Source organism: Kitasatospora sp. NPDC059088 (assembly GCF_042738155.1).
GTDB lineage: Bacteria > Actinomycetota > Actinomycetes > Streptomycetales > Streptomycetaceae > Kitasatospora.
Genome location: NZ_JBHYGR010000063.1, coordinates 34,749 through 49,457, shown reverse-complemented (window position 1 = coordinate 49,457; position 14,709 = coordinate 34,749). Strand labels below are relative to the sequence as shown.

Sequence of the window (14,709 nt, the reverse complement as noted above, 5' to 3'; positions counted from 1 at the left end):
GTTGGGGTGCGTGCATCGCAAGGCGGAGGAGGGAGCCCAATGCAGCGCATTGGCGACCGACGACAACGCGGCGAGGTGCGTGCCCCGGCGTCGCGCGCCCGGCGGGAATGGTCAGACACACCCTAGGGTGGGCCGGTGCCGGGTGCTAGTCGTGCGTCGCGACGCAGGGCGTCGAGGGCGGTCGACGTGGCGGTCGGTGTGGCGGTCGAACGACAAGGGAGCAGGGACATGCGCGAACTCACCTATGGCGACATCGAAGCCGCCGGGGAGCGGATCGCCGGGCACGTTCGCCCGGTCGCCCTGGCGGCGGTCGAGGAGCGTACGGAGCCCGGTGAGCTGTGGCTGGCGCTGGAGTTCATGCAGCACACCGGGTCGTTCAAGGCCCGTGGTGCGCAGAACTTCCTCCGGGCCCACGGGGAGGCCGGCACCCTGCCCGACGCGGGGGTGACCATCGCCTCCGGCGGGAACGCCGGGCTGGCGTGTGCCTGGGCGGCCCGGCAGCTGGGCGTGCGGGCGACGGTGTTCGTGCCGGCCACGGCGCCGGCGGTGAAGGTGTCCAAGCTGCGCGGCTACGGCGCCGACGTGCGGCTGGTGGGTTCGGAGTACGCGGAGGCCCAGGCGGCCTGCGCGGAGTTCGCGGCGGTCGGCGGTGCGCTCGCGGCGCACGCCTACGACCACCCGCTGATCGCGGCCGGGGCGGGCACGCTGCTGGAGGAGATCCGGGACCGGATCCCGGGCCTGGACACCGTGGTGGTCGCGGTCGGCGGCGGCGGGCTGTTCGCGGGGGTCGCCACCGCTGCCCGGGAGCACGGCGTGCGGACGGTCGCGGTGGAGCCGGGGAACTCCCGGGCGCTGAACGCCGCGCTGGCGGCGGGCCGTCCGGTCGACGTGCCGGTGGACTCGGTCGCCGCGGACTCGCTCGGGGCCCGGCGGGTCTCGGCCACGGCGTTGGGTGTCGCCCAACTGGGCGGCGTCCGGACTGTGTTGGTGCCGGACGAGGAGATCGTCGGTGCGCGCCGTGCCCTGTGGGACGACCGCCGGGTGGCCGTCGAGCACGGCGCCGCCACCGCCCTCGCGGCGCTGGGCGGCCAGGCGGGCGGCTACCGGCCCGAGCCCGGCGAGAAGGTCTGCGTGGTGCTGTGCGGGGCCAACACCGATCCGTCGGACCTGGTCACGACCCCGGACGCCGGGCCCGGTGCTGAGGGTCGCTGAGGGGCTCCGAGGTGGGTGAGGACGGCGAGGACGCGCCGGTCGCCGCTGTCCTCGGGCGGGAGGTCGAGTTTCAGGAAGATGTTCCCGACGTGCTTGTGCACGGCCCGCTCGGTTACCACGAGGCGAGCGGCGATCTCGGAGTTGCCGTACCCCTGGGCCATCAGCGCGAGGACCTCGCGTTCGCGCTCGGTGAGCCGGGACAGCGGGTCGGTGGGTGTCGCGAGCAGCTGCCGGACCACGTCCGGGTCCAGCGCCGTGCCGCCGGCCGCGACCCGGTGGAGCGCGTCGAGGAAGTCGTCGACGCGGGCGACCCGGTCCTTGAGCAGGTAGCCGACGCCGGTGCCGTCGGCGAGTAGCTCCCGGGCGTAGGTGTCCTCGACGTACTGGGAGAGCACGAGGATCGGCAGCCCGGGGACGCGCTCCCGGGCGTGCAGCGCGGCCCTGATGCCCTCGTCGGTGAAGGAGGGCGGGAGCCGGACGTCCACCACGGCCACGTCCGGCCGGTGGGTGACGGCGGCCGTCAGGAAGGACGCGGCGTCCCCGGTGGTGGCGAGCACCTGGTTCCCCAGGGCCTCCAGCAGCGCGGTGAGTCCCTGCGCGAGCAGCGCGTTGTCCTCGGCGATCACGATGCGCACGGGCACTCCACGGTGATCACGGTGGGGCCGCCGGCCGGGCTCCGGACCAGCAGGACGCCGTCGACGGCCTCGACGCGCTGCCGGATGCCGCGCAGTCCGGTTCCGCGTGGTCCGGTTCCGCGTGGTCCGGCGGTGCGTGGTCCGGTGCCGTGCGGTCCGGCTCCGCGCGGCCCGGTGCCGTCGTCGGGCCCGGCCTCGGCCGCGCCGCCCCGGCCGTCGTCGGTGATCTCCGCCCGCAGGGTGACGCCCGTCCTGGCCAGGGTGACGGTCACGGCGCCGGCGTCGGCGTGCTTGGCCGCGTTGGTGAGCGCCTCGGTGACGGCGAAGTACACGGCGACCTCGATCTGGGCCGGTACGTCCCCGAGTTCACCGACCTCCACGGTGGCGGGCACCGGGCAGCGGGCGACGACCGCCGAGACCGCGCCGGCCAGGCCCCGGTCGGCGAGGACCGGCGGGTAGACGGACCGCAGCACGTCGCGCAGTTCGGCCATCGCCTCCTCGGCGCCCTCCCGGGCCCGGGTCAGCAGCGGGCCCACCGCGGCGGGGTCGGAGCCGAGCGTCCGTTCGGCGAGCCCGAGTTGCATGGCGAGGGTGACCAGCCGGGCCTGGGTGCCGTCGTGCAGGTCCCGCTCGATGCGGCGCAGCTCGTCGCCGTGCGCGGCGATCGCTCCGGTACGGGTCCGGTCCAGCGTGGACACGCGCTCGGCGAGGACCGCGGCGGCCGAGGGGGCGAGCAGCCACCGGCTCAGCGCGGCCGCCGTCCTGGCGAGCAGGGGCGGGCCGAACAGGGCGAGCAGCGCGCTCAGCAGGAACTGGGGGACCCCGGCGTAGAGCGCGGACCCCCAGCTGTCGACCGGGACGTTGAGGAGCGGCCTGATCGGATCGTCGGCCGGGAACAGCCACCACAGGCCGACGAGCGCGAGCACGGCGGCCGGGAACAGGAACAGCGCCGTGCCGAGCAGCCCGAGCGCGGTGCCGACGACCGCCATGACGGCCGCCCAGCGCAGGTCACGGCCGGTCGCCGGATCGGAGAGGACCGCCCCCAGGCGCCTGCGCGGGTGCGGTCCGGCCGGTGCCGGAGGGTTCGCCGTCCACCGCCCCAGGAGGGCGCGTTCGCCGTCGGCGAGCCACCGCAGCAGCCGGAGTTCGGGCGGCAGGACGAGCAGGCCCACGCCGACCAGGCAGAGCGCCGCCGAGTACAGGAGGACGGGCACCAGTACGAGCAGGGCCAGCCCCCGGGCGAACACGGCAGCGCAGTACCCGGCGGCACGGGCCGAGCGCGCCGCGCCCGCCCGCGACGCCCGCGTCATCGAAGTGTCGTTCACGGCGGCCAGTCTCCCCTCCTCGGGCTCCCGACGCAGTGGAGCGTGCTACACCATCGGTCGACGCGCCTGCACGATCGTCCCGGCCCCCTCGCGGTTCGTAGCGTCACGGCCATGAAACGAACGAACACCTCGGACGGCTCGCGCTCCGAGCTGGTGCTGTTCCTGACGATCAGTTTCGTCGGCGCCTGGATCACCATGGTCCCGCTCTGGCTGGACGGCCTCCGCCGGACGAGCGCCGCGCAGGGGACGCCACGGCTGGCGGCGGTGTGCATGGTCCTGATGATGCTGGTGCCGGCCCTGACCGCCTTCGGCCTCACCGTGCGCGGCCGGGGCCCGCGCCAGGCCCTGCGGCTGCTCGGGCTCGCCCGGTCCACTCCCTGGCGGCACGAACTTCGCTCCGTGGCAGTCGCGTTGACGATCCCGCTCGGCCTCACCGCGGCCGGTCTGACCGTCGCCACGCTCACCGGCTGGTACGCCCCCGCGCACCTGCCCGGGCCCGGCACGGTCGTGCCGCTGGTGCTGAGCGCGCTGGTGTCCGTACCACTGTACTTCGGCGAGGAACTCGGCTGGCAGGGCTATCTGTTGCCCCGGTTGCTGCGCTACGGACGGACCCGCGGCCTGCTGATCGGCGGCGCGATCTGGGGAGCCTGGCACGTCCCGATGACGGCGCTCGGCGGGAGCTACCCCGGCCATTCGGTGCTGCTGGGCATACCCGTCGCCGTGGTGACGGCCATGCTGCTGGGTACGGTCATCGCCGCCATCCGCTTGTCCACCGGGTCGGTGTGGGCGGCCGTCGCGGCGCACCTGTCGCTCAACGAGTTCACGCTGCCGCTGACCCGCGAGGTCTCGGGCCGCATCGTCGACCCGCTGCTGGCCGGCCCGTTGAGCATTTCGACCTGGCCGGTGACCGGCCTCGTGGTGCTGGTCGGCTGGCTGCTCCACCGGCGGAGTGCCGGTTGGGGGCCCGGTGCTGCGGAACGGGCAACTCCGTTGATCGGCACGGGGCGTTGCGACATGATCGGGGTCCGCCCGATTCCCCGGAGGTACGACGACGTGACACCGACCGACGAGGCAGGGACCGGCGTGGCACGGACCGACGAGGCACGGACCGGTGAGGCAGGGACCGGCGTGGCGCGGCCCGACGTGGGATGGTCCGAGCGGCTGGTGTCGCATGACGGTGTCCGGCTCGTCTGCCGGGACTGGGCCGGGCCGGGCCGGCCCGTCGTGCTGCTGCACGGGCTGGCCGGGCACGCGGGTGAATGGGACGCGGTGGCAGCGGAGTTGAGCACCCGCCACCGGGTCGTCGCGGTCGACCAGCGCGGACACGGCGCGAGCGAGCGCCGCCCGCCGGAGGTCTCCCGTGCCGCCTACGTCGCCGATGTGGTGGCCGTCGTCGAGCAGTTGGGGCTGCGACGGCCGGTCCTGGCCGGGCAGTCACTCGGCGGGCACACGGCCATGCTGACCGCCGCCGCGCACCCCGGACTCGTCGGCGGGCTGGTACTCGTCGAGGCCGGCCCGGGCGGGCCCGACCCGGACGTGGCCGGGGAGGTCGGCGACTGGCTCGACTCCTGGCCGACGCCCTTCCCCGCCCGCGAGGCGGCCGTCGAGTTCCTCGGCGGCGGATCGGTCGGCGCGGGCTGGGCGGCCGGGCTGGAGGAACGCGACGGCGGCTGGTGGCCGCGCTTCGACCGGGACGTGATGGTGGACTCGCTGACGGAGCTCACCCAGCGGTCCTTCCTGGCGGAGTGGGCGCGGATCGCCTGCCCCACGCTGGTCGTCCTGGGCCAGTCCGGGTTCGTCCCGGCGGCGGAGGCCGATGAGATGCTCCGGCGGGGCCCCGCCACCATGGCCGTCAGCATCCCCGGCACCGGGCACGACCTGCACCTGGAGCGGCCGGAGGCGCTGCACGCCGCACTCGCGGCCTTCCTCGCCGGGATCACCGACTGAGCGGGTCGGTGCCCGCTGGCCCGGTGCCCGCCGTCCCGGGCGGTGGCGTCCCGGGGGGTGGTGTCCGGGCCGGAGCGGGCTCCGCCCGCGGGGACGCCTCCGGCCCGAACCGGTGCCGGTAGGCCGACGGCGAGATGCCCGTCTCCCGGCGCACCAGCACCCGCAGGTTGGCGGCCGTGCCCAGTCCGCTGCGGCGCGCGACCACCTCCATCCGGGACTCGCCCCGCTCGATCAGCCGGCAGGCCAGGGCCACCCGTTCCCCGGTGAGCCAGGCCAGCGGTGTGGTGCCCAACTGGGCGCGGAACCGGCGGTGCAGCGTGGCCGGGCTGACCGCCGCGCGCACCGCCAGGTCGGCGACGGTGAGCGGTGCGTCCAGCCGTTCCTGCGCCCAGGCCAGCAGCGGCGCCAGCGACTCGTCCGTCCGCTCGGGCACCGGCCGTTCCACGAACTGCCGCTGCCCGCCGTCGCGGTGGGCCGCGAAGACCAGCCGACGGCTCACCGCGTTGGCGATCTCGGCACCGTGGTCGCGGCGCACCACGTGCAGGCCCAGGTCGAGCGCGGCCGCGCTGCCCGCGGCCGTCAGGATGTCGCCGTCGTCCACGAACAGCACGTCCGGTTCGAGCCGGACGGACGGGAAGCGGGCCCGGAAGTCGTCCGCCCACTGCCAGTGCGCGGTGGCCCGCCGCCCGTCCAGGACCCCGGCCTCGGCCATCGTGAAGGCGCCGCTGCAGAACCCGACCAGCCGCGCGCCCCGCGCGTGCGCCCGCCGGACGGCCTCCAGTACGGCGGGGCGGCGCGGCACCTCGACGTCGGGCCGGTTCGGGACGATCAGGGTGTCCGCCGTGTCGGCCGCCTCCAGGCCGGCGACCCCGGTGAGGGTGAAGAACCCGTCCCGCATCAGGGTGCTGGGCTCGGGGGAGCAGAGCCGGAAGTCGTACAGCTCGCGGCCGACCTCCGGCCTGCGCAGACCGAACACCTCGGTGGCGCAGCCGAGTTCGAAGGGGTTCGAGTTGGCGTCGACGATCACGACCACCCGGTGCGGGCCGGCCGTCGGGGGGTGCGGCTGCTGCGGTGGTTGCGGCTGCGAGGATCCTTGCGACATGTGCCATGTCTAGCACTCACGCCGGGCGGGCGGGCCGGCCCAGGATGGGCGCATGAGCAACCGACCCATCGCCCTCGGCCAGGCCCTGGCCTCCTTCGACGCCCTGTGGAGCCCCCGCATCGTCACCCGCGTCAACGACTACGACGTCCGGATCGCCAAGGTCCACGGCGAACACGTCTGGCACGCCCACGACGACACCGACGAGTTCTTCCTCGTCCTCGACGGCGAACTCCGCATCTCCCTGCGCGAACCCGCCGGCGAACGCACCGTGCTGCTCCCGAAGGGCTCCGTCTTCACCGTCCCGCGCGGCACCGAGCACAAGCCGTCCGCCCCGGACGGCGCCGCGATCCTGATGTTCGAACCCACCGGCACCCCCACGGTCGGCGACCGCCACGACCCCGTCCCGGCCCACGTCGACGCGACCACCGGCCACGCCCTGGACACCTGACGGCCGGAGCCAGGGCGCCGGGAGGGCACGGGTAGCGTCGGGAGCATGACTGAACCCAGTGACTGGACCTACGTGGTGACGGACATCGAGGTGGACGGCCCGTGGGCCGGCGCCAACTCGATGCGGTCCTTCGCCTCCGTCGCCACGACGACGGACGGGCGGACCTTCGGCGAGTTCGAGGCCGTCCTCGAACCGCTCCCCGGGGCTGCGCCGAACCCGCGGACCAAGGAGTGGTTCGACTCCGAGCCGGGCACCTGGGAGGCCGCGACCGCGGACCCGCAGCCGGTCGCCCAGGTGATGGCCGGCTACGTGGAGTGGGTCCGGTCACTGCCCGGGCCGCGGGCCTTCGCCGCTGCGCCGGTGTCCTTCGACGGGACGTGGATCGACTACTACCTGCGCCGGTTCACCCCGTACGGACTGCACCAGGGGCCGTACGAGGAGGACCGCCTCTTCCACGGCCCGGCGCTGTGCCTGGAGGCGTGAGCCGCACCCGGCGGCGGGGTGGCCGGGCGCGCCTGCGGGGAGTGCGGACTGCACTGGACGGGGCACCTGTTTCCGCTAATGGCCGAATGGCAGCCCGATGCGCCGCACGCCTTGACCGGTTCGACCGGAGAAGTGACGAACGTACACGACAGGCAAGCCGTGCCCGATGTGTCCTGCCGCAGGGCCGGCTTCCTGCGGAACGGGTCACCGGGTATCCCGCAGCGAGGTGTGACGGCCTGATGCTGCTGGTCGCAGCGGTGGAGCCGCTTGGTCGGCGGGCGCTGGTGTCACCGTGGACAAACTACCGTGCTCGGCAAAGGAGCAGTCAACTGGGGTTTTCGGTGTTCGTGCCCGATTTGGCCCGACGGATTCCGATTCAAGCCGACCATGATGTGCGTCACGTGATGGTCGAATCAGCAATTCCCTAGACCTGCGTCTTGCTTGCCCTTTACTCTCCGCCGGGGTCATCCGTTCGCGCGTGTTCTGCGGATGACAGGCAGTCAGTCTGTAAGGGGGTAGGGATGTTGATCGATCATGTCCACTTCCGGCGGGGGCCGGACAGGGAGGAGGGACCGCCCGGGCGGTTCCGGTCCCGACTGGCACTGGTGGGCACGCTGGCGGTCCTGGGGTCGCTCCTGTCGCCGTTGGTGCCCGCCTTCTCGGCGCCGTCGGGTGGGGACAAGGACGGGATCTGGTCTCCGCCGAACACGCCGTTGGCGAGGACCGCTTCGGTCCCCGGAGCGGCGGACAAGCCCAAGGCTTCGACGCCGCAGACCGGCTCGCCCAACTGGGTGCCGCCCAAGGCGGCACCGAAGCCGGTGGCCGGTAGCGCGGTGGTGGGTCTGGACAAGGGGGCGTCCAGGCAGGCGGGTGACCTTCCGGTCTGGCTGGCGCCGGCCGATGCGGCCGCTACTCCGGCCTCGGGCTCGGTGCGGGTCAGGACGGTAGAGGGTGCGGACAGTCGGACGGTCGTGGCCCTCTCGCGCAGTGACGGCGCGGAAGTGGGCAAGGTCAGGGTTGGGATCGACCTGGGCTCCGTGGGGTTCGGCGGGGACTTCGCCCACCGCGCCCAGCTGTCGGTCCTGCCCGAATGCGCGTTGACCAGCCCGGGTGACGCAGCCTGTCAGGTGCGGACGCCGGTGGCCTCGCACTACGACGAGCGGGCGAAGCAGCTGGTCGCGGATGTGGACCTGCCCGCCACGGGCACCGCGACGGCCCGGCAGCGGGCTGAGTCGCTGTCCGCCGGAGTGGCGTCGGGGGCGCCACAGCTCCTGCTGACGCTGGACGGGACGCCCACCAGTGGAACGGGCAGCTACAGTGCGACACCGTTCTCGCCCAGCCAGGCGTGGGCGGCAGGAGGGTCGTCGGGTTCCTTCACCTACAGCTACCCGATCGCCGTGCCGCCCGCCCTCGGCGGCGGCGCTCCACCGCTGGCGCTCGGCTACGACTCGGCGTCGGTGGACGGGAAGACGGCGTCGACGAACGCCCAGGCGTCCTGGATCGGTGACGGCTGGGACCTCGGCGCCGGCTTCGTGGAGCGTGCCTATCGCCCGTGCGACAAGGCGGGCGTTCCCGGTTCGGGCGATCAGTGCTGGGGTGGTCCGAACCTGACGCTGTCGCTGGGCGGGCATGCGGGTGAGCTGGTGCCGGAGGACTCGTCGTGCGTCGCCGGGACGGCGGCGGACGAGCAGTCGCGGTGCAAGTGGCGCCTGAAGGACGACGACGGGACGAAGGTCGAGTTCCTGACGGGTGCCAACAACGGCACCTGGAACGGTTCCTATCTGAAGGTGACGGATACCTCGGGGACGGTGTACTACTTCGGGCTCAACCAGCTTCCGGCGGCGGACGGTTCGCCGAGCAAGGCGGGTCCGGAGAGCAAGTCGGCGTGGACGGTTCCGGTGTACTCGCCGAACCCGGGCGACCCGTGCTACGACGGGTCGAAGGGCAAGGGTTCGTGGTGCCAGAGCGCGTGGCGGTGGAACCTCGACTACGTGGTCGACGCGCACGGGAATCTGACCACGTACGCGTACACGCCCGAGACCAACTGGTATGCGCGCGGTGGTGCGCAGAACGCGGGTAAGGGTACGAACACCGCGTACACGCGTGGCGGGGTGCTGGCCGCGATCACCTACGGGCAGTTGCTGTCGGACCAGTTGGGTGCGGGCGGTTCGTACCAGGCGGCGGCGCGGGTCGACTTCGACTCGGGTGAGCGGTGCGTGTCGGACGCGTCGGCGTGCGATCCGGCGCAGCGTACGGCGGCGAACGCCGCCAACTGGCCGGACGTCCCGATGGACAAGCAGTGCCAGGACAGTGGTGCCTGCACCAACTACGGTCCCACGTACTGGTCGACGAAGTGGCTGAACGGGATCACGACTTCGATCCGCTCCGGCGGTTCGTACCGTCCGGTGGACAAGTACGAGCTGACCCACGTGTTCAAGACGCCGCAGAACGCGACGGAGAACGCACCGATCGCCTGGTTGCAGTCGGTGAAGCGGACGGGCAAGGACACTGCCAACGGGCAGGCCGAGCAGGCGCTTCCGGCGGTGACCTTCGCGGACCTGCTGCTGCCCAACCGGGTCGACGGCCTGGTGCCGGCGCGTCCGCGTTACAACCGGCCGCGCATGGCGGTGATCACGACCGAGACCGGTGGCACGATCGTGGTGTCCTACACCAAGGACTCGTGCTCGCGGACGGCCGGGCGGATGCCGTCCTCGGCCGATGGCAACTCGATGAGCTGCTTCAACGTGAAGTGGTTCGACACCGGTGTGCAGTCCACGGTGGACGACTGGTTCCTGCGCTACCCGGTCGACACGGTGACCGTCGACCCGAACGGCAACCTCGTCGCCGGCTCCGTGCCGATGACCACCTCCTACACCTACGGCCCGGCGGCCTGGCACCGCAACGACAGCGCGCTGGTCGAGTCCGACTATCGCACCTGGGACCAGTTCCACGGCTACGCCAGCGTCACCACCGTGACCGGCTCGGGCAAGGACGGCCCCCAGGCGAAGAGCACGACCAGCTACCACCAGGGCATGAACGGCGACCTCAAGGCCGATGCCAAGCCCAGGGCGGCCACGGTGGCCGGGGTCAAGAGCGGCAGTCGCCCGGACGAAGGATGGCTGACCGGGCGTGTGCTGGAGACGGACGCGTACGCGGACACGTCCAGCGCCGCAGGGTCGCCGCTCTCGTACACCGTCAACTCCTACGAGAACCCGGCGGTGACGGCCACCCACAAGCGCGCCGGCCTGCCGGACCTGGTCGCCCAGTACGCGGCCACCAGGACCACAGCCGTGAGTACCTCGGCGGCGACCACGGGCACCCGCACCACCACGACGGTGTCGACCACGGACGCCGGGAACAACAACCGGGTCACCACGTCGCTGAGCACGGCCGACGGCACCCCGGACCTCTGCACCCGCTACCGCTACGCGGGCGCCGCGAACCCCCAGGTGACCGGCTTGGTCTCCGAGCAGTTCGTCACCTCGGGCGCCAACGCGTGCACCGCGGACGCGAACGCGTCCAACACGGTCTCCGACACGCGCACGCTCTACGACGGCCAGGGCTTCGGCACCGCCGGCACCAAGGCCGAAGCCACCGGCAGTCAGGTGTTGAACGGCTACGACGCCAACGGCTCGGCGCAGTACGTCGCCACGAGTGCGAGCACGTACGACCAGTACGGCCGGGTCACCTCGGTGACGGACCCGACGGTCACCGACAGCGCCAACCCGAACGGCGCGGTCACGACCACGGCGTACAGCTCGGCCAACCCGGGCGAGCTGCCGAACAAGGTGGTCACCGGATCCGCGGCCCCGGCCGGTGCGCCGGACGCGGGCACCCGTCGGGAGAGCACTTCCACCTACAACCCGGCCCGCGCCCTGCTGCTCACCACGACGGATGCCAACACTCGCACCGTCACCCAGAGCCACGACGGGCTGGGCCGTCTGAAGGCCGTCTGGATCCCCGGCCGGGACACCACGGCAGGTGCCAACTTCACGTTCGACTACGCGGTCAACGGCGGCTCGATGCCGTCCACGGTGACGACGAAGTCGCTGCGCCCCACCGGCACTGCCTACGGTACGGCGACGCAGATCATGGACGGTCTGGGCCGGGTGGTGCAGACGCAGGGCGACCCGGCGATCTCGGCCTACCACGGCCGGATGGTCACGGACACGTTCTACGACTCGCAGGGGAGGGTGAACCGGAAGTACAACACGTACTACGAGGACACCAACGCGCCGAACACCACGCGCTGGATCCCGGACGGCGCGATGGTCCCGAACCAGAGCGTCATGGGGTTCGACGGTCTGGGTCGTGCGGTGAGCGCCCAGTTCGTGGCGCTGGGCAAGCCGCAGAGCACCACGACGACGGCGTACCCCGGTGCGGACCGGATCGACGTCTCGCCGCCGGCCGGAGCCACGCCGACCAGCACGGTCACCGACGCCCGCGGGCGGACCAGCCAGCTCTGGCAGTACCGGACGTCTTCCGCCACCGGCAACCGGGCGGATGCCGACGTGTCCGGCTACACCTACACGCCGGGCGGCCAGACGGCGACCCGGACGGACTCGGCCGGGAACACCTGGAGTTACACCTACGACCAGCGCGGTCGTCAGGTGAAGGTCGACGACCCGGACACCGGTGTCTCGACCCGAACCTACGACGGTGCGAGCCGACTCGCCACCAGCACGGACGCGCGTGGGCAGACCATGGCCTTCGCCTACGACCTGCTGGGTCGCAAGACCGGCACGTTCAACGGATCGGTGGCCCCGGGGAACCAGCTGACCGGCTACACCTACGACACCGTCGCGAAGGGCCAGATCGCCAGCTCGACCCGGTACGTGGGTGGTGCCGGGGGTGCGGCCTACACCAAGTCCGTGAGCGAGTACGACACGGCCTATCGCCCGACCAGGACCAGCATCTCCCTTCCGGGCAGTGAGATCGGGCAGGCCGGGCAGGTGAGCTTCGAGTACTCGGCCGCCTACAACCCGGTCACCGGATCCATGGTCAGCGACACCCGGGCCGCAGCGGGCGACCTCGCCAAGGAGGCCGTCGGCTACAACTACGAGAGCTACGGACAGCTCAACGACGTCAGCGGCTCCGGGGCGACCTACCTGCGGCAGGCGGACTGGGACGCGTACGGGCGCAACACCCGGACCACGATGAATCCGTGGGGGACGCAGGTCGTCTCGACGAACACCTACGACGAGTCGACCGGACGCCTGCTGACGCAGTACGTGGACAAGCAGACGGCCACCACGGGTACGGTCCAGAACACGACCTACGCCTACAATCCGGCCGGTCGGGTCACGGCGGTGCGCACGATTCCGGACAACAGCCCGGACCGGACGGACCTGCAGTGCTTCACGTACGACTACCTGGGCCGGCTGACCACGGCATGGTCGGACACCGGGAAGCTCAACCAGCCCACCCCGTCACTGGCGGGCCAGGGGTCCTGCGCCAACTCCTCTCCTACGAGTGGGGTTTCGGCTCCGTCGAAGACGACGGTGGGGGGTAGTGCGCCGTACTGGCAGGACTACACCTACGACGCGGTCGGCAACCGGACGAAGCTGGTCATGCACAACCCGACCGGCGATGTGTCGAAGGACCTGACGATCGGTCAGGACGTGCCTGCCGCGGGGAGCCGCAACACGGGGACGGGTGCGGGTGGTCCGCACGCGCCGTCGGCCGTGAAGTCGACGTTCCCGAACAACGGCAGCACGCCGGGGAGTTACCAGTACGACGCGGCGGGCAACACGACGAAGATCGCCAACCCGGGCGCGAACAAGACCATGGGCGCGGGCTTCGTGCTCAACCCGGGCGAGTCGGTGCGCTCCAGCAGCGTGCAGCTCACCATGCAGTCGGACGGCAACCTGGTGCTGACCTCGCTGCGGACCGGCCTGGTGGTGTGGTCGACGAACACGGCCAACCACCCGGGTGCGTGGGCGACGATGCAGGACGACGGCAACTTCGTGGTCTACGACCCGCAGCGGGTTCCGTTGTGGTCCTCGCAGTCGTGGGTCGGGCCGAACAGCAAGTACTTCGCGGTCGTCCAGGACGACGGCAAGTTCATGGTGTACGCGCCGGGCTGGGCCCCGAAGTGGGACTCCCACACCTGGAACGCGGTGGACGCGGCCAACGGCGCGGACCTGACCTGGGACGTCGAGGGCAAGCTCGCCACGATGAAGCAGGGCAGTGCGACGACGTCCTACGTCTACGACGCGGACGGCAACCAGCTGGTCCGCCGCAACCCCGGCAAGGTCACCGTCAACCTCGGCGCCGGAGACGAACTCACCTACGACACCGGCGCCAAGGCCAGCACCGGCACCCGCTACTACGCCCTCCCCGGCGGCGTCACCCTCGTCCGCCAGGGACCGACCAAGCTCACCTACCAGCTGGCCGACCAGCACGGCACCGGCACCCTGTCGATCGACTCGGCGACCACCGACGTCAACCGCCGCTGGACCGACCCCTTCGGCGTCCTCCGTGGCTCCGGCAGCGGCACCTCGTGGGCCGGTGACAAGGGCTTCGTCAACGGGTTGAAGGACGACGCGACCGGCTTCACCACCCTGGGCGCCCGCCAGTACCAGCCCGGCACCGGCCGCTTCCTCAGCCCGGACCCGCTGATGCTGGCCGACGACCCGCAGCAGTGGAACGCCTACGCGTACAGCAACAACGACCCGGTGAACAAGACGGACCCCACCGGCATGGCGCTCGAGGAGTGCGCGACCGGCTTCGCCAAGTGCTCCAACATGGGCACCAAGGTCGACACGACCCAGGACGGCCCGAACTACCAGCGGATCGTGGCCGAGATCAAGAGGGCGGAACCGATCCGCAAGGCGGGTTACGTCGAGTTCGTCAAGAGGGCGCTTTCGAAGCCGCATCCCAACGCCTACACGGAGAGTCAGGTTCCCGTTGGAGGGGCTGGTGTCGTCGGCCATTCGACGGTGCAGAAGGGTCAACCGGACGACCAGATCAACTACGAGATCGGTGCGGAGCTGAAGAAGAGCAACATACCGTTGTCGGTCTCGGTCGGTGCCTCCACGACCCAGGCGACCCAGTGGTCCGAGCAGTACGCGAAGAAGAAGAGCAACAACCAGAACATCAAGACCGGAGCGAAGGTCTCGGTGGAAGGCAGCGTGCTCGGATTCGCGAAGACGACCGCGGAGGGGAGTATCGAGTACAACTACGAGTGGGGCGAGGAGGAGACCAATACGAGGACCGACGGGAAGAGCACTACCACCCAGGAGACCACCAACACCACGGCTCAGATTCCGGCCGACAAGGAGTACGGGTTCTCGCCGTTGGGCCGTCGGACGAACTATGTGACCACCTACTATCACGAGGACGGCACGGTGACCACGAAGGAGTGGGGCACCTACCAGTTCCTCAGCTGGAACCGGGTCGTCTACGACCACGCGCCGGCCGAGGCTGTCGACAAGTAGGAGTTCCGGGGGCGCCCCGGGGGCCGGGCCCGGGGGGGGCGGGCCCCCCCCCCGGGGGGGGGTAATTAAGAAAGAGTTGTTAAGATGTGGTGTGTTTTAAAAAAAACAAACCGGGCGC

General features: G+C 71.7%; 8 protein-coding genes and 1 pseudogene. 6 read left to right on the top strand and 3 right to left on the bottom strand.

The annotated features are described in order from the left end of the window. Positions 1-228: 228 nt before the first annotated feature. A complete protein-coding gene (locus tag ACFWXO_RS26065; RefSeq protein WP_380526389.1) occupies positions 229-1,212 on the top strand; it encodes a serine/threonine dehydratase in 984 nt (327 codons plus the stop codon). Here ACFWXO_RS26065 and ACFWXO_RS26060 read toward each other — a convergent pair. After that, positions 1,101-1,847 (bottom strand): LuxR C-terminal-related transcriptional regulator, encoded by a 747-nt coding sequence (locus ACFWXO_RS26060; RefSeq protein WP_380526387.1) that lies wholly within the window; start codon positions 1,845-1,847, stop codon positions 1,101-1,103. The genes ACFWXO_RS26065 and ACFWXO_RS26060 overlap by 112 nt on opposite strands. Then, complete coding sequence (locus ACFWXO_RS26055) at positions 1,835-3,172, bottom strand: sensor histidine kinase (protein ID WP_380526385.1); 1,338 nt, start codon at positions 3,170-3,172, stop codon at positions 1,835-1,837. The genes ACFWXO_RS26060 and ACFWXO_RS26055 overlap by 13 nt, the downstream gene beginning before the upstream one ends. A 111-nt stretch (positions 3,173-3,283) precedes the next feature. On the opposite strand from ACFWXO_RS26055, the pseudogene ACFWXO_RS26050 reads away from it, so the two are divergent. Both ACFWXO_RS26050 and ACFWXO_RS26045 read left to right on the top strand, forming a co-directional pair. Further along, positions 3,284-3,976, top strand: a pseudogene (locus ACFWXO_RS26050) (CPBP family intramembrane glutamic endopeptidase); the annotation flags it as partial. A 339-nt stretch (positions 3,977-4,315) separates the two neighbouring features. Beyond that, on the top strand, positions 4,316-5,119 hold the full coding sequence (locus ACFWXO_RS26045; protein WP_380526393.1) for an alpha/beta fold hydrolase: 804 nt from the start codon (positions 4,316-4,318) through the stop codon (positions 5,117-5,119). Here the strand turns inward: ACFWXO_RS26045 and ACFWXO_RS26040 are convergent. Continuing rightward, on the bottom strand, positions 5,109-6,221 hold the full coding sequence (locus tag ACFWXO_RS26040; RefSeq protein WP_380526383.1) for a GlxA family transcriptional regulator: 1,113 nt from the start codon (positions 6,219-6,221) through the stop codon (positions 5,109-5,111). The genes ACFWXO_RS26045 and ACFWXO_RS26040 overlap by 11 nt on opposite strands. Before the next feature lie 52 nt (positions 6,222-6,273). Here ACFWXO_RS26040 and ACFWXO_RS26035 point away from each other — a divergent pair, with 52 nt between their 5' ends. The 3 genes from ACFWXO_RS26035 to ACFWXO_RS26025 all read left to right on the top strand — a co-directional run bounded on the left by ACFWXO_RS26035 (position 6,274) and on the right by ACFWXO_RS26025 (position 14,591). Then, positions 6,274-6,669 carry a cupin domain-containing protein gene (locus ACFWXO_RS26035; RefSeq protein WP_380526381.1) on the top strand — a complete coding sequence of 132 codons (396 nt, stop codon included), beginning with the start codon at positions 6,274-6,276 and terminating at the stop codon, positions 6,667-6,669. Positions 6,670-6,714: 45 nt separating this feature from the next. Then, positions 6,715-7,152 carry a hypothetical protein gene (locus ACFWXO_RS26030; RefSeq protein ID WP_380526379.1) on the top strand — a complete coding sequence of 146 codons (438 nt, stop codon included), beginning with the start codon at positions 6,715-6,717 and terminating at the stop codon, positions 7,150-7,152. Positions 7,153-7,757: 605 nt separating this feature from the next. Continuing rightward, positions 7,758-14,591 carry an RHS repeat-associated core domain-containing protein gene (locus ACFWXO_RS26025; protein WP_380526377.1) on the top strand — a complete coding sequence of 2,278 codons (6,834 nt, stop codon included), beginning with the start codon at positions 7,758-7,760 and terminating at the stop codon, positions 14,589-14,591. The last annotated feature ends 118 nt before the right edge of the window (positions 14,592-14,709 follow it).